Raw genomic sequence first — 21814 nt, forward strand, 5'->3', positions numbered from 1 at the left:
GCGAGGCGAGCGCGGCGAGCGCCGTCGCCACCGCCCGCACCGCCGTCGCCCTGGTCAGCAGCAGCCGCGGGCCCGCCAGGGGGGTGGCCGCCAGCAGCTCGTACGCCGGATCGGCGCGCGGCCCGTACGCCAGCGCGATCCCGGCCAGCGGCAGCACCGGCGCCCCGATGAGGAACGCCGGGAGGAACCCGGCATCCTGCCGCGCCGCCAGCACCCCGAACGCAAGGGCGGCCACCACCGCCGCCACCCAGCCCCGGCTCAGCGCCGGAGTCGCCGACAGCAGCCTGGCCAGGTGGTCGGGCACGCCGCCGTAGCGCAACAGGCGCTCGCGCAGGCTCGGCCGCGGCCCGATGAGCCGGGTCTCCAGGCGCTGCCAGGACGCCTCCAGCCAGTCCCGCTCGTACGGCACCGCCGCCCGGCACTCGGCGCACCGGCCGAGGTGGGCGTCGACGGACATGGCGAGTGCGGCGTCGAGCCTTCCACCGAGGTAGCGTTCGCGCAGGTCGTCGGAGATGTGCCAGGGGGTCATGACAGTTCCTCTCGCAGCCGGGCCCTGGCCCGCATGGCGCGGGTCTTGACCGTGCCTTCGGGGATGCCGAGCAGGCGGGCCGCCTCCTTGGTGGTGAGGCCGTCCAACACGGTCGCCTCGATGACGGCGCGCAGCTCGGGGGAGAGCCGGGTGAGGGCCGAGCCGAGGTCGCCGTGCTCGACCCCGAGCAGCACGACGTCCTCGGCCGAGGGGGTCACGGGCTCAGCGTTCATGGCTGCGTTCATGGCTGCGTTCACGCCTCTGTCCCCGCCGATCCAGCGGGAGCCGCGCCCGCGCAGCGCCGAGACGAGGCGGCGGATGGCGATCGTCCACAACCAGCCCGCCGGATCGTCCCCTTCGAACCGTGCCGCCGACCGCCACACCGCCAGGAACGTCTCCTGCAGCGCGTCATCGACGACGTCGGGGTCGGCACATCGCCGCGCCAGCCGGGCCCGCAGCCACGGGGCGTGGCGTCGGTGAAGGGCACGCAGGGCGGCGGTACTGCCCGCGGCAACGGCGACGACCAGCTCAGCATCGGAGGCGCTGTCGTCGGGGACGCGGTCACCGGCGCCGTCGGGCACCTCTCGCCGCCGAAAGGGGAACCGTCTCACACACCGTTTATCGCGCAACGAACCCGTCCCGGTTCTCGGCGCCCCCACGACCGCCCCGAACGACGACCTCAACTGCGCGACCGCGGACAACGTGCTGTCGTGCTCGTCCGGGTGACGGGAGGCTGCGCCTGCGGGGGCGGTTCGATGGGTGCTGTGCGACCGGGGTATGACCTGGCAAACGATCCTGAGAAGGAGGTCTCGGGGCCGGGTGCGGTGCAGAGTTGCCTGGTGAGCTTCGTGGAGATTCTCGTCGTCGGCGTCGCGGTCGGCCTCGTGGTGGCCCGGTGGGCGCCGGTTCGTGTCCGCCGAGGGGTCACGGTCGGCGCGGCCGCGCTCGCCGGCCTGTCCGCGGTCATCGTGGTGGGGCTCGGTGTGCGCTGGCAGATGGTGCCCGTGCTCGCAGGGGCCGTGCTCGCGGGGGTCGGGCTCGCGTTGCCGTTCGCCGTCGGCTCGCTGTCGCGGCGTGGCGCGCGGCGGCCGTCGTGGCGGGCGCGGTGGTGGGTGGCGGCGCCGGGCACTGCGGTGTGTCTCCTGCTCGTCGCCGCGGGGCCGGTGGCGGCGTGGGCGTTCCCGGTGCCGGAGTTCCCCGCGCCGTCCGGTCCGTACGCGACCGGTACCGTCGTGCTGCAGTGGACCGATCAGGACCGCCCCGAGCCCGCCACCGCCGCCCCGGACGACCACCGCATCGTGGTGGCGCAGCTCTGGTACCCCGCGCGTCCGAGCCCCGCCGGAGCCGCGCGGGCGCCGTATTTCGGACGTACCCAGCGCGAGGCGCGCACCGTCGCCCAGGCGCTGGCCGGGCAGCTCGGCCTGCCGGGCTTCATCCTGGACGCACTCCCGCGCGCCCGCACCCGGTCGGTGGCCGGTGCGCCCGTGGCCGCCGGGCGCTTCCCGGTGGTCCTGTTCTCGCCGGGCATCGGCAGCGTCCGCGGCCAGAACACCGCCTGGGCCGAGGAACTGGCCGGACGCGGCTACGTCGTCGCCGGCCTCGACCACCCCTACGACTCCGCCGCCGTCGTCCTGGACGACAGCCGGGTCATCCACACCCGCGCCAGGGCGACCGGCGACGCTGCCACGGACGAGAGGCTCGCCGCCGATCTCACCGCGACCCGGGCCGGCGACCTGAGCTTCGCCCTCACCCGACTCGACCGGCTCGACCGGGACGAGCCCGGCGGCCCGTTCGCCGGACGCCTGGACGTCGGACGGGCCGCCGCCACCGGTCACTCCCTCGGCGGCGGCGCCGCTCTGCTGGCGGCCCGGCAGGACACCCGGTTCGCCGCCGTCATCGATGTCGACGGCTACCCCCACGACCCGGCCCCCGCGCCCTTCCCCCAGCCGGCGCTCGCGCTCACCAGCGCCATCGGGCTCGACGAGAACCCGCGCTACCTTCCGCAACTCACCCGCGTGCTGACGCTCGGCACCGCCACCACCTACCGGCTCACGATCCCGGGCATGGCCCATTTCGCCTTCACCGACGCGCCCTTCTACCTCCCGCCCGTCCCCTTCCTCGTCGGAGACCTGGGCGATCGCGACGCGCTGCGCAGCACCACCGAGACCACCGCGGCCTTCCTCGACGTCGCCCTGCGGGGTGGGCCGGGCGATCTGCCGTCCGTGCTGGCGAGGTTCGGTGACGTCGCGGTCCACCGCCCGGGACGGGTTCCATGAGCCCGCCGCGCGTCCGTTCGGTCCGGATTGGTACGGACTTCAGCCGTGGCCAGGGCGTTACATCCTGCTCACCTGACGTCCATCCCTGACCTCCATCGAGGAAGAAGGACCTCGCCGCGGGGTAGAGCGAGACCGATGTCCGAGATCGCCGCCGGAGAGCCGCGCCACGCGGGGAAGGCGGCGCCGAGAAGACGGGCGAGCGGCGTCATGACAGTGCTCTCCATCGACGTCCGGCGGCTGCCGGGCTGTCACGTGGTGCGCCTCGGAGGAGAACTCGATCGCCTGACCCGGCTGACGCTGGCCGAGAAGCTCACCGAACTGCTGGCGGCCGACCGGCCCAGGATCGTGGTGGACGTGACGGACCTGGTGTTCTGCGACTCGTGCGGCTTATGGACGCTCATCAGCACCCAGCGCAGGGCCGAGGAACGCGGCGGCGCGTTCCGCCTCGTCGGCGTGCACGGGCCGCTCGCCCGGTTGCTCACCATCACCGACCTGGTCAGCCTGTTCCCCCGCTACGACAGCCTGGCGGAGGCCACGACCTGGCCCGGCCCGCCCTGACGACCGCGCCCCCGGCCCGAGCCGTCGGCGTCGCGCGCATGGACGGTCAACGAGCCGTGGCCGGTCCGTCCTCGGACCGGTCGCCCCCGGCCTTGGCGTAGCGCCGGGCCAGGTGCGCGAAGGCGTCCCTCAGCTCGGCCGGGCCGACGACCTCGATGTCGGCGTCGAACCTGCCGACCGCGCAGGCCAGGCCGTGCCACGACCACGAGCCAAGGACGACGCGGCACCGGTCCGGGCCGAGTTCCTCGACGACTCCGTCACGGGCGAAGGGGGACACCTCGGCGGCGGGCAGCCCGAGGATCACCTCACCGCGGCAGGGCCAGTCGCCGGAGCCGCCGGCGCCGTCCGCGCCACGGAAGCGGGCGGTCACGAAGGCGGCCACGTCCCCTCCCGGCAGCGCGCGCCGGGTGAAGCGGGGCCCCGTCGGGACGCGCGGGGTGATCCGGTCGGCCCTGAAGGTACGCCAGTCCTCGCGGTCGAGGTCCCAGGCGACGAGGTACCAGCGCCCGCTCCAGGTGACGAGGTGATGAGGCTGCACCCGCCGCGGCGGGGCGCCGTCGTTCGCCTGCGGGGATTCGTAGTCGAAGCGCAGCACCTCGCGGTCGTGGACGGCGGCGCTGAGCGCCATGAGGACGCTGTTGCCGACCTGGGGCTCCCTCCTGGCCGGAGCGACGGCGGTGACCTCGACCGTGTCGATCCGGCGGCGCAGCCGTGCGGGCATGACCTGCCGTACGGTGTTCAGGGCGCGGGCCGCGGCCTCCTCGATGCCGGCGCCGCTGGTGGTGGCGATCTGGAGAGCGATGGTCAGGGCGACGGCCTGCTCGTCGTCGAACAGCAGCGGCGGCAGCTCAGCCCCCGCGTCGAGCCGGTATCCACCCTCGGGCCCCTTGAACGCCACGATGGGATAGCCCAGCTCGCGCAGGCGGTCGACGTCACGGCGCACGGTACGCGGACTGATGCGCAACCGCTCGGCCAGCAGCGCCCCCGGCCAGTCGCGGCGCGTCTGGAGCAGCGACAGCAACGCCAGCAGTCGCGCTGAGGTTTTCGGCATGCCGTTCATTCTGCCCGGAGAAGCGGCCACACCCTGTCCGCTTCACCTGCGAACGTGGGTCCGCCCCCGACACGATGAACCGACCGGCAAAGGAGCCGAACATGCCCGTCAAGGCCGTGACCCACCTGAACTTCCGCGGTGACGCGCGCGCGGCGCTCACCTTCTATCAGTCCGTCTTCGGCGGGGACGTGGCCGTGGTCACGTACAAGGACGCGGGAAACGTCCAGGACCCGTCCGACGCGGACCACGTGATGTGGGGCCAGGTGGCCGCCGCGAGCGGGTTCGCCGTGATGGCCTACGACGTGCCCGCACGTCAGCCGTGGCACCCGGGTGAGAACGCGTTCTTCGTCTCGCTCCGCGGCGACGCGGCCGACGAGGTCACCGCGTACTGGGAGAGACTGTCCGACGGCGCGGCCGTCCTGCGTCCGCTGGGCCCCGCGCCGTGGGCGCCCCTCTACGGGATGCTGAAGGACAGGTACGGCGTCGTCTGGGTCGTTGACGTCGCCACTGAACCCACCGCACACTGACCACCCGGTGAACCTGGGGCGGGCCCCGGCAGGCGTCCGGGCAGCCGCACGCGGCACGAGCCCGGAGGCCCGTCGCCCCGGGCAGTACGATGTCCGGCCAGGCCGGGAGCCCGGCCACGGCAATCCGTGCCAGATCCGTCACCACGGACCGACCTTGAGGAGAACACTCCCCGCCATGACCCACCTGGTGTCACACGCCCCGCCCGTCCGGACCGGCTCGGCGTCCGATCCCTCACCCCGCGTCACCCGCGCCGCGCTCCGGCGGCGACCGGCCGACGGGCGCGCCGCGGCATGACCGTTCTGGACAGCCGGGCGCTCAACCGCGCGACGCTCGCCCGGCAGCTTCTGCTCGACCGCGCCGACCTGCCGGTCATCGACGCCGTCGCGCACCTGTGCGGGCTGCAGGCCCAGGAACCGCAGGAACCGTTCGTCGGGCTCTGGTCGCGGCTGCGCGCGTTCGACCCGGCCGCGCTCTCCGACCTGCTGGTGGGGCGGCGCGTGGTGCGTACGCACCTCATGCGCCGCACCGTCCACCTCATGACCGCCGACGACGCCCTGGCCTGGCGCGCCCGCCACGACCTCATGCTGCGCGCGCGGACCTTCGGCACCTACCGCCGTGAGCTGGCCGGAGTGGACCTCGACGAGCTGGCGGATGCGGGCCGGGCGGTGATGTCCGACGGCGAGCCCCGTTCGATGAGCGAGTTGGCGCGGGCGCTTGCCGACCGCTGGCCGGAGCCGGGACCGCGGGCGCTGGGCGAGATACTGGTCGCCGCCCTCATCCCGATGGTGCAACTGCCGCCGCGCGGGCTGTGGCGCACGCGCGCCGGTGTGCGGAACCTCCCGCTCTCCTCCTGGCTGGGACGCGAGATCGACCCCCTCGACCCCGCGTCCACGGACGGCGCCGATCCGGTCGGGCAGGTGCTGCTGCGGCGCTACCTGGCCGCGTACGGCCCGGCCGCCTCGGCCGACCTGCGCGCCTGGTGCGGCCTCACCGGACTGCCCGCGGCGGTCGCCGCGCTCCGCGGGGAACTGGTCGCCTTCAGGGACGAGCGCGGCCGGGAGCTGCTGGACCTCCCCGACGCGCCGCGCCCCGACCCGGACACACCCGCCCCGGTACGGTTCCTGCCCGCCTTCGACAACGCGCTGCTCGGCTACCACGACCGCGGCAGGATCGTCGACGGCGCCCATCGCGGCCTGTCGGTGGCGGGCGTACGCGTCGTCCTGGTCGACGGCCGGGTCGCCGCGACCTGGACCGTCACGGACGGCACCGTGAACGTCACCCCGCTCCGCAGCCTCTCCCCGGCCGACCGCGAGGCCGTGGTCGAGCAGGGGCGGGCGCTGGCGGCGTTGCTGTCCGACGGCGACAGCCACCGCGCGGAACTCGCCGCCGCGCCTTCCTGAGCGCCGGGCCCGCCCGAACCCCGATCGGTACGCCGACAGGACCCCGCACGGGACACCGTCGAAGACCCCCGTGCGGGGCGCCACGAGCATCCCGCACGGTACGGGACGCCAGGAGGACCCCAAGCGTGACGCGAGCGGAAAACCTTGGGGATCGCCTGCCCCATCGGTGGTTTCGCGATGGGCGGCGGCGTCTAACATGTCGCACGTGACCGCCTACGACGATCCCGACCTGTTCGAGCACGTGGACTTCTCGGCCCTGCCGCAGCGCCAGCAGCGGATTCTGGCCACGATCCGCGACTGGGTGGTCAGATACGGTTATCCGCCGAGCACCCGCGAGATCGGCCGCGCGGTCGGGCTGCGGTCGCCGTCGTCGGTGTCAAAACACCTGAAGAGCCTGGAAGAGCAGGGCCTGCTCCGCCGGGGCACGACGATGACCCGGCCGATCGACGTACGCCTGTTCCTGCGCGGTCCGGCGCCGGAACCGGCCGACCTGGTATCCGTTCCCGTGGTCGGGGACATCGCGGCGGGCGTTCCCATCCCGGCCGAGGAACACGTGGACGACACGCTGACCCTGCCGCGCGACCTCACCGGCCGCGGCACCGTGTTCGGCCTGCGCGTGCGGGGCGACTCGATGATCGACGCCGCGATCTGCGACGGCGACGTCGTCGTGGTACGGCAGCAGCCCGACGCGTACTCGGGCCAGATCGTGGCCGCGATGATCGACGGTGAGGCCACCGTGAAGGTGTTCCACCGCCGCGACGGGCATGTCTATCTCGAACCGCGCAATCCCGCCTACGACGTCATCGACGGCGACGAGGCCGCGGTGCTGGGCATCGTGGTCTCGGTCCTGCGCAGCGTCTGAACCTTCCGCGTCGCCCGGAAAACCTCGTGCGGCACCGGGAGGGTGTGTACTAGCGTCGGCGTCCATGAGCATCGCTCGCGAACGCCCTCCGTTCGTCGCCGACGAACGCACCCAACTCGTCGGCTGGCTCGACACGCAACGCGCGATCGCCCTGTGGAAGTGCGCGGGCTTGTCGGAGGAGGACGCCTACCGGCCGGTCCTGCCGGGCTCACCGCTCATGACGGTGGCGGGCCTGCTCTCCCACCTGCGCTGGACCGAGCACTGCTGGTTCGAGGTGCTGTTCCTGGGGCGCTCGCCCGAGGGCAACCCGCAGTTCGACGAGTCCGTCGAGGACGCCGACATGCGCGTCGAGGGCATCCCGCTCGCCCGCCTCCTCGACGAGTACGAACGCCAGTGCCGCGTCTCCAACGAGATCATCGCCTCCCACTCGCTGGACGACGTGGGCAAGCACCCCGACTTCCGCTCCGCCCAGGCGACCCTGCGCTGGATGCTGATCCACATGGTCGAGGAGACCGCACGGCACGCCGGCCACCTCGACACGATCAGGGAACTGCTCGACGGCACCAAGGGCTACTACTGAGCCCAACGCACTGCTCGTACTGAGCCCCATGCACTGCTCGGGCGGCACGCCATTGCTCGCGCGATCTTGAGCTGCGCCTTTGAAGCGTCACACGACGACCGTCGCCGTCTTCCGGCGCCATGCCCGTGATCAGGTCGAACTCGTCCACCATTCCTGTGGAGGCGACGGCTCGGCAGGGGGTGATGAGGTGCCCGAGCCTGCTCCGGCGGGTGGGGGGTGGAAGGGGGTGCGGACGGGGAGACCGTGCCCGGGCCCAGGTCGCGGCCGTTGGTTGCGGCCCGGCCCTGGCGGTCTCCGCGACGTCGCTCAGCGGCGACGACGGCGACGGCGGCGAGCGCTTCGAGCACTGTCGGAGCCTCCGCCACCGCCCGGCCCCGGCTGCTGCCGGTAGGACGTCTGAACGCCCATGAGGCCGAGGTAGTGCAGAATCGCCATGATCTCTCACCTCGATTGATCATGTGCCGGAACCCTGTTCTGACCGGCACTTTCTCGTTTAGGTGAACATTCATCTCAACCAGGCGGGCCTGCCGGGACTTCCCGGAACAGCCGCCGAAGCCACCTCTCGACCAGGCTTTTGCCGTCCGGATACCCGGCCGTGACGGTCGAGCCGTCATGCTTTGCGTCGCTCCTGTCGTATGTTGTACGGTACGGCGTACGGAATCAAGGGGAGGAGTGCGCATGTATCAGCCGAGCGCTGAGGAGCTGAGGAGTGTCGAGGACTGGTTCGCCCAGTACGACGCGCTGGCCGAGGAGGGCGCGATCGAGAAGCTGGCCGACCTGGCCGTCTTCCCGATGAACCTGGCCACCGACGTACCCGGCGGCCACGCGGCCGTACGGCAGTGGACGCGGGCGGAGTACGTCGGGGCGATGCAGGACGCCATGGGCGGCGGCACCGCCGGGCTCGGCCTGGAGTCGAAGCGGACCCCGCACTTCCTCGGCCCGAACCTCGTCATCGTGGAGACCGAGGCCACCATGACGGTCGAAGGCCGCCAGGAGGAGATGCACTATGCCGACCTCCTGGTGCGTACGGAGGACGGGTGGGGCTTCCAGGCCATGGTCCAGGGCGGATGGGGGTATGGCTGGCCGGTCGCGCGACGCGGCTGAGCCTCGCAGGTGAGATCGCTGGGCTCGGCGGGGCCCGGCGACCGGCAGGGCCGCGAAGGCGGTGACGATGATCGCGGTGGCGGGGTGGCCGTCCGTATGCCACCCCGCCGGGCCCGGCCCCGGGTCGGTCGCCGGTCCGCGTGCGTGTCCAGTGATGCTTTGTCGACCCGAACTCTCTTACTCCACGTCAGAGGTTGGATACATACAGTAATCTCTTGGTCGCCGTAGATTACCGACGCGGGAGAACCATGAATCCCTGCACTCGCCGCCCTGTCCTTGCGGCCTGCGCCCTGGCCGTGGCCCTGCTATCGCCGTCCGGCACCGCCGCGGCCCGATCGGCCCCAGCCCCAGACCCAGCCTCGGCCCTGGCCCGAAACCCAGCCTCGACCCTGGCCCCGGCCGTCGCCCCGGTGAAGGCGTCGGCCACCACCCTGACCTGCACCGCGGGCACCGCGCCCGGCCGTCCCGTCACCTTCCAGCCGTCCATCGGCCTGCTGCCACGCGCCGTCGAGGCCCGCGGCACCGTCTACCTCGGCACCTGCACGTCGCCGAACGGCCGCGCCACCCGCCTGCGTACGGGCCGCCTGATCTTCGACGGCACCGCCACCGCCTCCTGCGCCAGCGCCACCGGCGTCTCGGGGCAGGCCCGCATCGCCTGGTACAACGCCAGGGGCCGCTATGTGGGCACCTCCGTCCTGCGGGCCGACACCAGCAGCTTGACCAGCTCCAATCCGGCCGACGCGTTCATGACCGGCGCGATCACCTCGGGTCCCCTGGCCGGTCGCCACGCCTCCGCGCAGGCCGCCCCCAGCAGCAGCCTCACCAACTGCGCCCTCCAGGGCGTGAGCAGCCTCTCCGGCACAGGCCGCATGACCATCTCGTGACCATCGGCGGCCGGGCGTCGTGCCATCCGGGGCGTGACGCGCACGTCCCCTGGTGGCGTCAGCGTGATGGGTATGTCCCTCACGGGCGGGCGGGCGGTCAGCGTGACGGGCGCGGCTCCTCCTGGCGGGCGGTCGGCGTGTTGGGCGTGTCCCGTCCAGGCTGTGGTGAGGACGCGTTCGGGGGATGGCCGGACGACAGGAGCGACTCGGCGGTCGCCGTACGGGCGTAGAGCACGTACCGGCCCGTGCGGTGCGCCGTGCAGAGTCCTGCCTTGCGTAGTGCGGTGAGGTGCTGGTTGACGCCGGGCTCGGAGAGCCCGGAGCGCTGGGCCAGGTCGCGGGTGGAGGCGGGCTGGTCCAGCTCGGCGAGCAGGCGCGCGCGCGTCCTGCCCAGTACGGCGGCCAGCGCCGCGGGCGGGTCCAGGTCGCGGCGCTCCCAGAGCGTGGCGATCCCGCGCGGCGGGTAGCGGACCGTCGGCTGGTACGGCGGAGTGGTGACCGAGAAGACCCGGGGCGAGACGAACACGCACGGCACCAGCAGCAGCCCGAGGCCCCGCAGCGAACGGCGTCCCGACACCGAGCGATGCCTGATCCGCAGGGTCCCGTCCTGCCAGGTGACGGTGTCGTCGAGGTCGGCCAGCATGCGCTGGACACCGCCCCCGGCCAGCAGCCGCGCCCGGTGCAGGATCTCCCCTTCCAGCAGGGCGCGCAGCCGCGGCCAGTACGGGGCCACGGCGGCCTCCCAGTAGGCCCCGACCTCCTCCGCCAGCCGTTCGAGCCCCTGCTCCGGATCGTCGTAGAGCGCTTGGACGCGTTTCGTACGGGGACCGGGGATCTCGTCCAGATCCGTGCGGACCCGGCCGGCGGCGGCGCGCATCGTGGCCAGTTCGAGATCGAGGTCAGGCAGGGACGTCGCCGGCGGCGTGCAGGTGAAACCGGCGATGACGGCGGTGGGCACCGGGACGAGGTCGGACAGCAGCCGCCAGTCCACGTCCTGGAGTCGGCGGCGGACCCGTTCGGCCCAGGGGCGCAGGAGCGGGTGCGCCTGCGGATTCTTCACCACCCGGACGCTGGCCACGACCTCGCCGAGCGGGGAGATCGCGAAGCGGGTGTTGGCGAGGTCGTGCGCCGTGAACGCCAGATCGAGGGTCATCGGATCAGCTTCCCACTCGGAGGGGCATTGGATTAGCTTCTCACTTAATCGATGGCGCTCGGAGCGATGCCCGGGGACGCTGGCGGACATGTCGGCACCTGTCATGGAAGAGCCGCTCCTGCGCTCGCCCGGATTCCGGAACCTCTTCGTCGCGAACGCGGTCAGCCAGCTCGGCAGCCAGATCAGCTACGTCGCCCTGCCCCTGCTCGCCGTGACCGTACTGGGAGCGGGCGCGGGCGAGATCGGTCTGCTGGCCGCGCTCAGCACGATCACGGTGCTGGTGCTCGGGTTGCCCGCCGGGGCCTGGGCGGACCGGGTACGGCGGCGGCCCGTGATGATCGCCGCCGACCTCGCGCGGGCCGGGGTGCTGCTGTCCGTGCCGGTGGCGTGGTGGGGCGGGTGGCTGTCCATGGGACACCTCTACGCGGTGGCGGTGCTGGTGGGCGCGGGGACGCTGCTGTTCGACGTGGCCTCGCTGAGCCTGGTGCCGGGGTTGGTGGGGCGCGGGCGGCTGACGTCCGCGAACTCGCTGCTGGTGGGGACGAGCTCGGGGATGGACATCGCGGGCCGCAGCGCCGCCGGGGTGCTGGTGCAGGTGGCGGGCGCGCCGCTGGCCGTGCTGGCGGACGCGCTGAGCTACCTCTGGTCGGCGGCCTGGCTGCGCGGCGTCCCCGAGCCGGGCTCGACGGCTGTGCGGGAGGTGGCGGTGCGGGAACCGCTCGGGCGGCAGATCTCGGCTGGGGTGCGGTTCCTGTTCGGCGATCCGGTGCTGGTGGCGGCCCTCGTTCAGGGCACGATGGCCAACCTGGCCTTCCCGCTCTGCTCGGTGCTGCTGCCCGTTCTCATCGTCGATCAGCTCGGCTACCCGGAGTGGGTGCTCGGGGCGTACCTGGCCGTGGGCGGGCTCGGGGCGCTGGCGGGCTCGGCGAGCGCCCACCTCATCGGCCGCCGTCTCGGCACGGGCCGGGCCACCTGGCTCGTCAGCCTGGCCACGGCGCCGGCCTCGCTGCTGATCCCGTTCCTCGACCGCGGGCCGTGGTTGTGGGGTGCGGCGGCGGCCTGGTTCGTGCTGACGTTCCGCACGGGGGTGAACAACGTGCTGCTGGTCAGCCTGCGGCAACGGGTGACGCCCGACGACCTGCTCGGGCGGATGACGGCCACGATGCGGCTGCTGCTCATGGGCGCGGTCGGCCTGGGCGGGCTGCTGGCCGGGGCGTTGGGTGAGATCTGGGGCGTACGCTCCGCACTCGTGACGGGAGCGCTGATCATGGCGGTGAGCTGGGTCCCGATCCTCCTGTCGCCACTGCGCCGCCAGCCCTGAGCCCAGTGGCGGCGGCCGGTGCTGCTCCCGGTCACGTCGCCCGGCTCGGCAGCGGCGGCAGGGGAGTGGAGCAGGTGGCGTGCCGTACGAAGGCGAGCCCGTCGAACTGCTCGGCCAGCACCGCCGGCGTGAACGTGAACTTCGCGGCGAACCGCCCCGCCACCGAGCCGAAGCCGCGGACGTGGTTGGTCGCCGCCAGCCACCCGGCCACGGTCTCCGTACGGTCGCCGCCCCGCAGGTCCACCAGGTAGTCGCCGGGCCGGGCGGCGGCCAGCCGCGCCTCCACGAAACGCGGAGCCCTGACGAGCGGGACGCTGAACCGACTCGGCCGCCCGCTCCTGACGAGCCTGCCGAACCGCGACCGGCGGGCACGGAACCCGCCCGCGCCGAACAGCGTCCCGAGCGCGTAGTACGCCGCGCCGTGCTCCGCCGCCAGGTGCCGTCCCATGGTCGGGACGGCGCCGTAGCCGTGGCCGCCCTGCTTGTCCTTCATGATGTGGCCGTTGTGCGCCCACAGCGCGATGCGGCTGCCGGGCTCGGCCGCGAGGAGGTGGTTCACGTTCTCGGCCATGTGGCGGTCGCGGGCGAAGCCGAGCGTCTGCTCGGGGTCGGCGTGCCGCAGCGGCCGGGTGGACAGCTCGGCGAACTGCCGGACGATTCTGGCCGGCTCGCGGGCCTCCTCCGGGCCGTGGGCCGCCACGTGTTCCTCCAGGCGGCGCGCGGCCTCTTCGGCCCGCCGGTCGGGTGGCTCCCGGCGCCGGTCCCACGGCTCGTTCCAGCGCCACTGGGTGAGTTCGCCGAGCGGGGCGAGCAGTTCGGCGGCGTCCCCGTCGAGGCAGGACCGCAGGGCTCGCAGCGCCGCGGCCGGGTGCTGCGGGTCGATTCCGGCGAAGCGTACGCGGTGGCCGGCCGTGCGGTTGTGCTCGCGGAGCCGTTCGATCACGGTCAGCATCTCGGCGGTGTCGAGCGTCCAGAACCCCAGCCCCGCCAGGGCCTCGCGCGGGTCGCCCGTCCCGTCGCGTACGTAGTCGTCCACGGCCCGCGCGGCGGCGGCGCTGGCCTCGATCGCCAGCGTCGTGAAGCCGAGCTCCCGGATGAGGAACTCCGTCACCCGCCACCTGAGCTGGAAGAACTCGGCGCTGCCGTGCGTCGCCTCGCCCAGCCCCACCACGCGCACCCCGTCGAGTACGTCGCGCAGCGGGCGCAGGCCGGCCGTCCCCGAGCCGGGCTCGCGGCCGTCGAGCGGGATCGCCCGCCCGGCCAGCCACTCGGTCACCTCGTCGGACGCCTCGCCGGACACTGTGTCGGACACCGTGCCTCCCTCGTTTACCCGTGGCCGTGCGGACACGCGATCAGCGTGGTGGCCGGCCTTCCGCCGGTCAAGCGGATCCCGGGCACCGGATCTCCGCGCGGGATCAGCCTCGGCCCCTGGCGGTGGCCGCCGAATGTTCTATGCTTTACCTACTTGGAGACTAGGTTTAGCGGAGCAGAACAGGATGGCACACCGATGAGCCTGCAGTTCCTCTGGTACGTCCCGAACCAGGTCCAGCCCGGGCACCGTGGCGACGACGTCGTGGCCGGCCACAACAGCCTGGACACCCTCACCAGCCACGCCCTGGCCCTGGAGGAACACGGATGGGGCGGGGCGCTCATCGGCACCGGCTGGGGGCGGCCCGACACGTTCACGGTCGCCACCGCGCTGGCGGCGCGGACCACGACGTTCCAGCCGCTGATCGCGGTGCGGCCCGGCTACTGGCGGCCGGCCCACTTCGCCTCCGCCGCGGCGACCCTCGACCACCTCGCCGGCGGCCGGGTGCTGATCAACATCGTGTCGGGCAAGGACGCCCTGGCGGCGTACGGCGACAGCGAAGGCGACCAGGCCCACCGCTACGCCCGTACCAAGGAGTTCCTCCAGATCGTGCGCAGGCTGTGGACCGAGGAGGACGTCACCTACCGCGGCGACCACTTCGGCGTCACCGGCTCCACGCTGGAGATCCGTCCCGTCGTCCGCGGTGAGCGCCGGCATCCCAGGCTCTACTTCGGCGGCGCCTCCGAGCCCGCGGAACGGGTGGCCGCCACCGAGGCCGACGTCCAGCTCTTCTGGGGCGAGCCGCTCGACGGCGTGGCCGCGCGCATCGAACGGCTGAAGGACCTGAGCGAGAGGCTCGGCCGGGAGCACCCGCCGCTGGAGTTCGGGCTCCGGGTCACCACGCTGATCAGGGACACCACCGAACAGGCCTGGGCCGACGCCGAGGCCAAGGTCGAGCGGATGGCCGAGGGCCGGCTCTCGCGTGACGTGAACTGGCAGGCCGCCGTCGGCCAGCGGCGGCTGCTCGACCTGGCGGCGCGGGGGGACGTACTGGACGACAACCTCTACACGGCCCCCGGCAAGTACGGCGGCGGTGGCGCGGGCACCACCTGGCTGGTCGGCTCGGCCGAGGACGTGGCCAAGTCGCTGCGCAACTACCAGGCCCTCGGGATCACCCATTTCGTCCTGTCGGACACGCCGTACCTGCCGGAGATCAAGCGCCAGGGCGACCAGCTCCTCCCGCTGCTACGCGGCTGAACGCGGCACCCGGCCCTGGCCTCGGGGCTTACCTCGCGGTAACCACGCACTTCAAAGTGCGTTCTTGTGACTGGTCAGGGGCCCGATGGACAGTGGTCCGCATGAACATGAACACGAATACGATTACCGAACGCATCACCGTCCTCGGTCTGGGAGCCATGGGCCGCGCTCTGGCGGGCGCGCTGCTCGCCGCCGGTCACGACGTGACGGTGTGGAACCGTACTCCGGGGAAGGCGGACGGCCTCGTCGCGCGCGGCGCGCGGTCGGCGCCGAGCGTGGCGGAGGCGGTCGAGGCGAGCCCCCTGACGGTCGTGTGCCTGCTGAACAACGCCAGCGTCCACGAGACGCTCGAACCGGTCGTGGGGAAGCTGGCCGGCCGCACGCTGGTCAACCTCACCAGCGGCTCCGCCCAGCAGGCCCGTGAGCTGGCGAGCCTGCTCGGGGAGCACGGGGTGCGATCCCTCGCCGGTGGGATCATGGCCGTGCCCCCGATGGTGGGGACGGAGGGGGCCGTCATCCTCTACAGCGGTGAACGCGACCTGTTCGACCAGGTCGCCCCCGTGCTCAGCCCGCTCGCGCGTCCCCATTGGGTGGGCGAGGACCCCGGCTTCGCCGCCCTGTACGACAGGGCGGCGCTGAGCGGCATGTACGGCATATCCGCCGGGGCCATACACGCCGTGAAGCTGATCCACGCCGAGGGCGGCGACGTGGAGACGTTCAAGCGAGAGGTGCTGGCCCCCTGGATGGAGCTCACGCTCCCGCTCATGGTGGCCGGTGCCGTCGTGAGCGAGGAGGTGCCGGAGGAGTACAACGCCGACATGCAGGCGGTCGGCCTGGAGACCATGCTCGCCACCTCCGCCGCGGCGGGCGTGCCCGACGAGCTGGCCGGCCACCTGCGCGCCTCGCTGTGGGTCATGCGCCGCGCCGCCCAGGCCGGTCAGGTGGCGTAGTCGGGGGTCATGGTGGCGGCCAGGGCGAGGTGGGTGGCGGCCTCCTCGTGCCGGCCCTGCCGCTGGAGCGTGCGTCCCAGCAGGTGGCGGGCGTAGGAGTCGTCGGGCGACTCCGACACCAGCGACTCCAGCGCCGTGCGCGCCCGGTTGAGCTGGGCCGAGCCGAAGTACGCCCGCGCCGCCAGCATCCGAACCCCCCGGTCGTCGCCGTGCTCCCGCATGAGGGGGCGCAGCAGCGTCAGGGCCCCGAGCGGGTCGCGCTGGTCGAGCAGCGACTCGGCGTGGCGCAGCCGCTCCACCTCCGCGGGCAGCCGCCGCGGGGTGCGCTCGCTCGCCTCCTCCAGGAACGCCCTGATCGCCTCGGGCGGCTGCGCGCCCTCCAGCGCGAGGTCGCCCACGACGATGGTCGGCGAGGTGTGTACGCCCTTGGCCTTGCCGATGAGCAGCAGCTCCCGCGTCAGCTCCGCGCCGGGCGGCGTCTGGGGGGCCGCGCCGGAGCCGGTGTGGCCCGCCTCCTCGGCCAGGCCCGCCTCCGTGGCGATCTCGGTCAGGACGGCCGGGTCGCTGATGTCGCGTACCTCGACGAAGTGGGCGTGCAGCACCCGCTCCAGGACGCGGCTCTGCAGCTCGGCGCCGCCCTTCTCGTACGCCAGCGCGATCAGCCGGTGCGCCTCCAGCGTGCCGGCAGGCGCCGACGGGTCGATCTGGTACGGCCGCCAGACCACCTCGACCGCCTCCCCCTGCCACCCGGCGAGCGCCTTCTCCAGCCGCCGCTTGCCGACGTGGGCCCAACCGCTGACGACGTCCGCCCAGATCTCGATTCGCATGCCGGGCACTGTATGCGACAACTGTCTATTAGTCAACAGGTGTCGCATAGTCGATGGATGTCGTATAGTTGCCGCCGTGAACCCGGATGATCCACGCGCGCAGCGCACCAGGGCCCGGCTCAAGGCGGCCGTGCTCGACCTGGCCGCGCAGCAGGAGCTGGCCACCATCACCGTGTCCGCGCTGGCCAAGCGCGCCGAGGTGAACCGGGCGACGGTCTACCTGCACTACCCCGACGTCGACGCGCTGGTCACCGACGCCATGGAGGACACCGTCGCCGCCGTCGCCAGGGCCGCCGCGCTGTGCCCGCTCGACGCGCCCCGCGACCGGGCGCCCGAGCCGCTGGGGGAGCTGTTCGGCCACGTGACGGCCAACGCCACCCTGTACGCCCGCATGCTCGGCCCCCAGGGCAGCGCCCGGTTCGCCGCCCGCATGCGCGAACGCCTCACCGGCGAGCTGGCCGGCCGCTTCGCCGACGGCCGGCGTCCCGCGGGGTGGGACGACGTGCCGGTGGACGTGCACGCCGCCTACCTGGCCGGGGCCCTCGTCGGCGTGATCGCCCACTGGGTGGCGGAGGATCGGCGGGGCGGTGCCGAGGGGGCGGCGCTGGCGTTCTGGCGGCTGTTCCGCACCGGCTCCCAGGCCGTTCCCGAAGGTCACTAGGGCGTGCGGGCCCGGCCTGGACGAACGCCGCGCCGCCCCGGACGTCCGCGTGAGCGTGCGCTCCGGCGGATGGCCGATAATGGCTGCGGTCGAACATCACTGAGACCTCGCGCGAGAGATGGGGCGCGAGGGAGGGGGTCCGTATGCGTGTCACCCCGTGCCTTCGGGCACGTCCTGACCTCGGGTGAGTTCCGCCATGCTGCCCGATGATCTCAGAGCCGCACTCGACCAGGCCGTGGCCCGCTTCTCGCCGCAGGAGCTGTCCGGGTCGGTGGCCCGGCTCACCGAGCGCTACCGCGTGGACGGCGTCTCCACCGGCGGCAACCACCTCCGCTCCCCGGCCGACGTCGCCGCCTACGCCGCCTACCGCATGCCCGCCACCTACGCCGCCGCGGCCACGGCCATGCGCGCGGCGGCGGCGCTGACACCCGGCTTCGAGCCGCGTACGCACCTCGACGCCGGCGGCGGCACCGGGGCGGCGATCTGGGCGGCGGGCCAGGTGTGGCCGTCCCTGGAGAAGGTGACGGTCATCGAGCACGACCCGGACGTCATCGAGCTGGGCCGCCGCCTGGCCGCCCGCGGACCGCAGGCGCTGCGCGGCACGACCTGGACGCGGGCGTCCCTGGTCCCCGTCCTCGACCGGCCCGCCGCCGACCTGGTCACCATGTCGTACGCGCTGGGCGAGCTTCCCGAGGCCGACCGCCCCGCCGTGGTACGCGGGCTGACGGACGCCGCCGCCATGGTGATCATCATCGAGCCCGGCACCCCCGTGGGCTACGCCACCGTCGCCGCCGCCCGGGAGGTGCTGGCCGCCGGCGGCCTGACCATCGTCGCCCCCTGCCCCCACGACGGCACGTGCCCGATCCGGCAGGGGCGCGACTGGTGCCACTTCTCCGTACGCCTGCCCAGGAGCGCCCTGCACCGCCGCATCAAGTCGGGCACCCTCGGCTTCGAGGACGAGAAGTTCTCCTACGTGGCCGCCACCGCCGCCCCGTGGCCGCGCCCCGCCGCCCGCGTCGTACGCCATCCGCAGAAACGCAAGGGCGTGGTCTCCCTGCGCCTGTGCGCCGACGGCGACGGCCTGCGCGACGAGATCGTCTCCAAACGGCAGGGCGACCGCTACCGCCAGGCCAGGGACGCCGACTGGGGCGACCCCTGGCCGCTCGCGGACTGACGCCCCGTCGGAGCGGATGCGCGCGGCGCCCGCTCCGCCACCGGTCGTAATCGTCCCGTCCGCTCCGGCAGGTAATTCCGGAAAGATCAGATTCCGGCGCCCGGCCGGGGCCATCCTGGAGGGGTGCAGATGACTGACCTCCTTCACTCCCTCTATGCCCGGCGCCTGCGCCGACAGGTGACGGCGGGCCCCCTGCCCCGCCACGTCGGGCTCATCATGGACGGCAACCGGCGCTGGGCCAGGCAGATGGGCATAGCCAACCTCAGCATCGGCCACAAATACGGCGCCGAGCACATCGCGGACGTGCTGTCGTGGTGCGAGACGATCGGCATTCAGCACCTGACCGTGTTCCTGTGCTCGACGGAGAACCTCCAGCGCCGCGGCGACGAGGAGGTGGCCTACCTGCTGCGGGTGATCGAGCAGATGGTCGCCGACCGCTTCGACCGCCCCGACGCCCGCTGGCGGGTCCACGTCGCCGGGATGCTCGACATCCTGCCCGACACCACCGCCCGCGCGCTCAAGAGCGCCGTCGAGGCCACCCGCACCTGCTCGACCGGCTTCCACCTCACGCTGGCCATCGGGTACGGCGGCCGCCAGGAGGTCATCGAGGCCCTGCGCGAGCTGCTGTACGAGCGGGCCGAGGCCGGGCAGTCGATGGTGGAGCTGGCCTCGTCCCTGACCGTGGACGACATCGCCCCCCACCTCTACACGGCCGGGCAGCCCGACCCCGACCTGGTCATCAGGACCAGCGGCGAGCAGCGCATGTCGAACTTCCTGCTCTGGCAGTCCGCCTACTCCGAGCTGTACTTCTGCGAGGCGTTCTGGCCGGCCTTCCGCGAGATCGACTTCCTGCGCGCGCTGCGCAGCTTCGCCGCCCGCCAGCGGCGCTACGGCGGCTGAGCCGGGGCGTGCGCCCGCCCCGGTTTATTCGGTTGCCAGTCGGGCCGCTCCGCTGGTGAGGTGTCCCGGTGAACGATACTGAGGTGCTCGCGGCCTTCGACGGCGCGCTGCGGCGGGAGGCCGTCCCCGACGGTCCCGGCAGCGTGGTCGAGCGCGACGGCGCGGTGGTCCGCCAGGTCGGTCCCGAGCAGGGCTGGAACGGCGTCCTCTGGTCCGATCTGGGCCCCGGCGACGCCGACGCGGCCATCGCCGCGCAGGTGCGCCATTACGGGGCGCTCGGCCGCTCGTTCGAGTGGAAGCTGTACGGTCACGACCGGCCCGCCGACCTCGACCGCCGCCTCCTGGCCGCGGGCTTCGTGCCCGAACCGGCCGAGACGGTCATGGTCGCCGAGGCCGCCAGGATCGCCGCCCCGCCCGTGCTCCCCGACGGGGTGGCGCTCGTCCCGGTGACCGGCGCGCGCGAGGTGGCGCTGCTGGCCGACGTGCACGACCTGGCCTTCGGCACCACCCACGAGGCCGTCAGGGAGCACCTGCTCGGCCAGATCGTCGCGGGCGGGGTCGTGGCGGTCCTGGCCATGGCCGGTGCGGTGCCCGTCAGCGCGGCGCGGATGGACCTGCATCCCGGCACCGGGTTCGCGAGCCTGTGGGGCGGCGGCACGGTGCCGCGGTGGCGGGGCCGCGGCGTCTACCGGGCGCTGGTGGCCCACCGGGCCCGCGAGGCCGTCGCGCGCGGCTACCGCTATCTGCAGGTGGACGCGTCCGAGGAGAGCCGTCCCATCCTGGCGCGGCTGGGCTTCACGGCGCTCACCACGACGACGCCGTACGTGCATCCCTGACTACTCTGGACCTGCCCCCACATCCGCCGCCCGCGAAGAGGAGACCCACACCTTGCCCGGAACGAACCCGCGCGACCTCGGCCTGCTGGCCGACTGTGCGAGCTGCTTCGGGCTGTGCTGCGTGGCGCTGCCGTTCTCGGCGTCGGCCGACTTCGCGATCGACAAGGACGCCGGGCGGCCCTGCCCCAACCTCGACGACGGCTTCCGCTGCTCGATCCACGCCCAGCTCAGGGGGCGCGGGTTCGCGGGGTGCACGGTGTTCGACTGCTTCGGGGCCGGGCAGAAGGTCTCGCAGGTCACGTACGAGGGGCGGAGCTGGCGGGAGGCCCCGGGCACGGCCCGGCAGATGTACGCGGTCTTCCCCGTCATGCGGCAGCTCCACGAGCTGCTGTGGTACCTGGCCGAGGCGCTCGGGCTGGAGGCCGCCCGGCCGGTGCACGGCCCGCTGCGCCGGGCCCTGGAGGAGACCGACCGGCTCACCCGGGAAAGCGCCGACGTGCTGGAGAAGCTCGACGTGGCCGCCCACCGGGCCGAGGTCAACGAGCTGCTGCTGAAGACGAGCGAGCTGGCGCGGGCCGGGCTGAACGGCAGGGAGCGCCGGGGCGCCGACCTGATCGGGGCCCGGCTGAAGGGCGCCGGGCTGCGCGGCGCCAACCTGCGGGGGGCCTACCTGATCGGCGCCGACCTGCGCGGCGCGGATCTGCGGCGGGCCGACCTGATCGGGGCCGACCTCAGAGGGGCCGACCTGTCCCGCGCCGACCTCACGGGCGCCATCTTCCTCACCCAGGCCCAGGTCAACGCCGCCAAGGGCGACCCGGCCACCCGCCTGCCCGCCACGCTCACCCGGCCCGACCACTGGACGGCCGCCCCTGGGGGACGTCCCCGGCCAGCTCGGCGGCCAGGCGGGTGATCCGGCGGCGCATCTCCTCGTCCTGCCCGTAGCCGGTGTGGGCGCCGATCGCGGGCAGCGGCTGGCCGTACAGGAAGCGGCTGGTCGGCGGGTCAGGGAGCCGCACGTCCACCTCGCCGCCCGCCTCTCCCGGCACGCCGACCGGGCCGCCGATGTAGTCGGTGTCGCACCAGAAGTTGCGCCAGCGGGCCACCTTGGTCCCGGGCCCGTACGCGAGCCGCCGGAACAACGCGTCGTCGAAGTAGGCGGGGAAGCCCCACGCGTACAGGGTGCGCAGGGGTGAGCCGAAGGTGACCAGGGCCACCCTGTCGCCCACGGGACGGGAACGGGGCTGGGCCAGCGCGGCGACGGCCAGGATCGTGCCCTGGCTGTGCGCGGTCACGAGCGGGACGCCGCCGTTGTCGTGCAGCCACCACAGCCGCCGCTGCAGCTCGGGGACCGCCCGCTCGGCGTACGAGGGCGGCGCGAGCGGATGGGTGTGCCGGGGCCAGAACGTGGCCACGTCCCACAGGACGCCGATGACGCGGCGGTGGCTCTCGTCCTTCCAGCCCAGGCGCAGCACCGCGAGCAGCAGGGCGGGCAGCAGCATGGCGGCTCCCACGCAGACGCTGGTGAGCCAGTTGGCGTTGGTGGGCGTCTCGCCCCACCACCACATCCGCGACTGGATCCACACGAAGACCATGGCGCCGACCACCGTCATCGCCGTGAGCAGCAGGTCGACGTCGCGCGGCACCCTGGCCAGCC

Annotated in this window: 22 protein-coding genes and 1 pseudogene; 16 read left to right on the plus strand and 7 right to left on the minus strand. The window is 73.4% G+C overall.

Annotated features, from left to right (window positions below):
- A partial coding sequence (locus ABD844_RS17980; RefSeq protein ID WP_486348542.1) for an anti-sigma factor occupies positions 1-529 on the minus strand: 529 nt, incomplete at its 3' end.
- Positions 526-1110, minus strand: a complete 585-nt coding sequence (locus tag ABD844_RS17985) for an RNA polymerase sigma factor (protein ID WP_344878534.1) — start codon at positions 1108-1110, stop codon at positions 526-528. The genes ABD844_RS17985 and ABD844_RS17980, both read right to left, overlap by 4 nt.
- 258 nt (positions 1111-1368) lie before the next feature.
- Here ABD844_RS17985 and ABD844_RS17990 point away from each other — a divergent pair, with 258 nt between their 5' ends.
- Complete coding sequence (locus ABD844_RS17990; protein WP_344878473.1) at positions 1369-2805, plus strand: alpha/beta hydrolase family protein; 1437 nt, start codon at positions 1369-1371, stop codon at positions 2803-2805.
- 135 nt (positions 2806-2940) lie between these two features.
- Positions 2941-3363 carry an STAS domain-containing protein gene (locus ABD844_RS17995; RefSeq protein WP_344878475.1) on the plus strand — a complete coding sequence of 141 codons (423 nt, stop codon included), beginning with the start codon at positions 2941-2943 and terminating at the stop codon, positions 3361-3363.
- Between the two features lie 46 nt (positions 3364-3409).
- Here ABD844_RS17995 and ABD844_RS18000 read toward each other — a convergent pair whose 3' ends face one another.
- Positions 3410-4414, minus strand: a complete 1005-nt coding sequence (locus ABD844_RS18000; protein WP_344878478.1) for a helix-turn-helix transcriptional regulator — start codon at positions 4412-4414, stop codon at positions 3410-3412.
- Between the two features lie 101 nt (positions 4415-4515).
- On the opposite strand from ABD844_RS18000, the gene ABD844_RS18005 reads away from it, so the two are divergent.
- From ABD844_RS18005 to ABD844_RS18030, 6 genes are all read left to right on the plus strand, one after another.
- Positions 4516-4941: a VOC family protein gene (locus tag ABD844_RS18005; protein ID WP_344878481.1), complete on the plus strand. Its 426-nt coding sequence runs from the start codon at positions 4516-4518 to the stop codon at positions 4939-4941.
- 291 nt (positions 4942-5232) lie between these two features.
- Positions 5233-6342 (plus strand): winged helix DNA-binding domain-containing protein, encoded by a 1110-nt coding sequence (locus tag ABD844_RS18010; protein WP_344878484.1) that lies wholly within the window; start codon positions 5233-5235, stop codon positions 6340-6342.
- A 196-nt stretch (positions 6343-6538) separates the two neighbouring features.
- On the plus strand, positions 6539-7204 hold the full coding sequence (gene lexA, locus ABD844_RS18015; protein ID WP_344878487.1) for a transcriptional repressor LexA: 666 nt from the start codon (positions 6539-6541) through the stop codon (positions 7202-7204).
- Positions 7205-7268: 64 nt separating this feature from the next.
- On the plus strand, positions 7269-7784 hold the full coding sequence (locus ABD844_RS18020) for a DinB family protein (protein ID WP_344878490.1): 516 nt from the start codon (positions 7269-7271) through the stop codon (positions 7782-7784).
- Between the two features lie 678 nt (positions 7785-8462).
- A complete protein-coding gene (locus ABD844_RS18025) occupies positions 8463-8888 on the plus strand; it encodes a nuclear transport factor 2 family protein (protein ID WP_344878493.1) in 426 nt (141 codons plus the stop codon).
- 410 nt (positions 8889-9298) lie between these two features.
- A complete protein-coding gene (locus ABD844_RS18030; protein ID WP_344878496.1) occupies positions 9299-9772 on the plus strand; it encodes a hypothetical protein in 474 nt (157 codons plus the stop codon).
- Positions 9773-9869: 97 nt separating this feature from the next.
- Here ABD844_RS18030 and ABD844_RS18035 read toward each other — a convergent pair whose 3' ends face one another.
- On the minus strand, positions 9870-10925 hold the full coding sequence (locus ABD844_RS18035) for an ArsR/SmtB family transcription factor (protein WP_344878499.1): 1056 nt from the start codon (positions 10923-10925) through the stop codon (positions 9870-9872).
- Positions 10926-11013: 88 nt separating this feature from the next.
- Between ABD844_RS18035 and ABD844_RS18040 the strand changes: the two genes are divergently transcribed.
- Positions 11014-12246 (plus strand): MFS transporter, encoded by a 1233-nt coding sequence (locus tag ABD844_RS18040; RefSeq protein WP_344878502.1) that lies wholly within the window; start codon positions 11014-11016, stop codon positions 12244-12246.
- Between the two features lie 31 nt (positions 12247-12277).
- Here the strand turns inward: ABD844_RS18040 and ABD844_RS18045 are convergent, their stop codons facing one another.
- Complete coding sequence (locus ABD844_RS18045; protein WP_344878505.1) at positions 12278-13558, minus strand: erythromycin esterase family protein; 1281 nt, start codon at positions 13556-13558, stop codon at positions 12278-12280.
- A 195-nt stretch (positions 13559-13753) separates the two neighbouring features.
- On the opposite strand from ABD844_RS18045, the gene ABD844_RS18050 reads away from it, so the two are divergent.
- Entirely contained in the window at positions 13754-14812 is a 1059-nt protein-coding gene (locus ABD844_RS18050; RefSeq protein WP_344878508.1) for an LLM class flavin-dependent oxidoreductase, read from the plus strand.
- 56 nt (positions 14813-14868) lie between these two features.
- Positions 14869-15762 (plus strand): NAD(P)-dependent oxidoreductase, encoded by an 894-nt coding sequence (locus tag ABD844_RS18055; protein ID WP_344878511.1) that lies wholly within the window; start codon positions 14869-14871, stop codon positions 15760-15762.
- Here the strand turns inward: ABD844_RS18055 and ABD844_RS18060 are convergent.
- Positions 15750-16589: a DsbA family protein gene (locus ABD844_RS18060; RefSeq protein ID WP_344878514.1), complete on the minus strand. Its 840-nt coding sequence runs from the start codon at positions 16587-16589 to the stop codon at positions 15750-15752. The two genes, ABD844_RS18055 and ABD844_RS18060, sit on opposite strands and share 13 nt — an antisense overlap.
- Before the next feature lie 76 nt (positions 16590-16665).
- Between ABD844_RS18060 and ABD844_RS18065 the strand changes: the two genes are divergently transcribed.
- From ABD844_RS18065 to ABD844_RS18085, 5 genes are all read left to right on the plus strand, one after another.
- Entirely contained in the window at positions 16666-17250 is a 585-nt protein-coding gene (locus tag ABD844_RS18065) for a TetR/AcrR family transcriptional regulator (protein ID WP_344878517.1), read from the plus strand.
- A gap of 196 nt (positions 17251-17446) precedes the next feature.
- Positions 17447-18424 (plus strand): small ribosomal subunit Rsm22 family protein, encoded by a 978-nt coding sequence (locus tag ABD844_RS18070; protein ID WP_344878520.1) that lies wholly within the window; start codon positions 17447-17449, stop codon positions 18422-18424.
- 123 nt (positions 18425-18547) lie between these two features.
- Positions 18548-19324, plus strand: coding sequence for a polyprenyl diphosphate synthase (uppS, locus tag ABD844_RS18075; RefSeq protein WP_344878523.1), 777 nt, complete (start codon positions 18548-18550; stop codon positions 19322-19324).
- A 68-nt stretch (positions 19325-19392) separates the two neighbouring features.
- On the plus strand, positions 19393-20160 hold the full coding sequence (locus ABD844_RS18080; RefSeq protein WP_344878526.1) for a GNAT family N-acetyltransferase: 768 nt from the start codon (positions 19393-19395) through the stop codon (positions 20158-20160).
- A 52-nt stretch (positions 20161-20212) separates the two neighbouring features.
- Positions 20213-21070 carry a pentapeptide repeat-containing protein gene (locus ABD844_RS18085; RefSeq protein ID WP_344878528.1) on the plus strand — a complete coding sequence of 286 codons (858 nt, stop codon included), beginning with the start codon at positions 20213-20215 and terminating at the stop codon, positions 21068-21070.
- Here ABD844_RS18085 and ABD844_RS18090 read toward each other — a convergent pair.
- Positions 21000-21814: pseudogene (locus tag ABD844_RS18090) on the minus strand (hypothetical protein); the annotation flags it as partial. The gene ABD844_RS18085 and the pseudogene ABD844_RS18090 overlap by 71 nt on opposite strands.

Source organism: Nonomuraea antimicrobica, from assembly GCF_039536965.1.
Lineage (GTDB): Bacteria > Actinomycetota > Actinomycetes > Streptosporangiales > Streptosporangiaceae > Nonomuraea > Nonomuraea antimicrobica.

Bases quoted from the DNA above. Each gene is read 5' to 3' on its own strand.
- ABD844_RS17995 (WP_344878475.1), top strand. From the start codon at position 2,941: ATGTCCGAGATCGCCGCCGGAGAGCCGCGCCACGCGGGGAAGGCGGCG.
- ABD844_RS18000 (WP_344878478.1), bottom strand. From the start codon at position 4,414: ATGCCGAAAACCTCAGCGCGACTGCTGGCGTTGCTGTCGCTGCTCCAG.
- ABD844_RS18005 (WP_344878481.1), top strand. From the start codon at position 4,516: ATGCCCGTCAAGGCCGTGACCCACCTGAACTTCCGCGGTGACGCGCGC.
- ABD844_RS18010 (WP_344878484.1), top strand. From the start codon at position 5,233: ATGACCGTTCTGGACAGCCGGGCGCTCAACCGCGCGACGCTCGCCCGG.
- lexA (WP_344878487.1), top strand. From the start codon at position 6,539: ATGTCGCACGTGACCGCCTACGACGATCCCGACCTGTTCGAGCACGTG.
- ABD844_RS18020 (WP_344878490.1), top strand. From the start codon at position 7,269: ATGAGCATCGCTCGCGAACGCCCTCCGTTCGTCGCCGACGAACGCACC.
- ABD844_RS18025 (WP_344878493.1), top strand. From the start codon at position 8,463: ATGTATCAGCCGAGCGCTGAGGAGCTGAGGAGTGTCGAGGACTGGTTC.
- ABD844_RS18035 (WP_344878499.1), bottom strand. From the start codon at position 10,925: ATGACCCTCGATCTGGCGTTCACGGCGCACGACCTCGCCAACACCCGC.
- ABD844_RS18040 (WP_344878502.1), top strand. From the start codon at position 11,014: ATGTCGGCACCTGTCATGGAAGAGCCGCTCCTGCGCTCGCCCGGATTC.
- ABD844_RS18050 (WP_344878508.1), top strand. From the start codon at position 13,754: ATGAGCCTGCAGTTCCTCTGGTACGTCCCGAACCAGGTCCAGCCCGGG.
- ABD844_RS18060 (WP_344878514.1), bottom strand. From the start codon at position 16,589: ATGCGAATCGAGATCTGGGCGGACGTCGTCAGCGGTTGGGCCCACGTC.
- ABD844_RS18070 (WP_344878520.1), top strand. From the start codon at position 17,447: ATGCTGCCCGATGATCTCAGAGCCGCACTCGACCAGGCCGTGGCCCGC.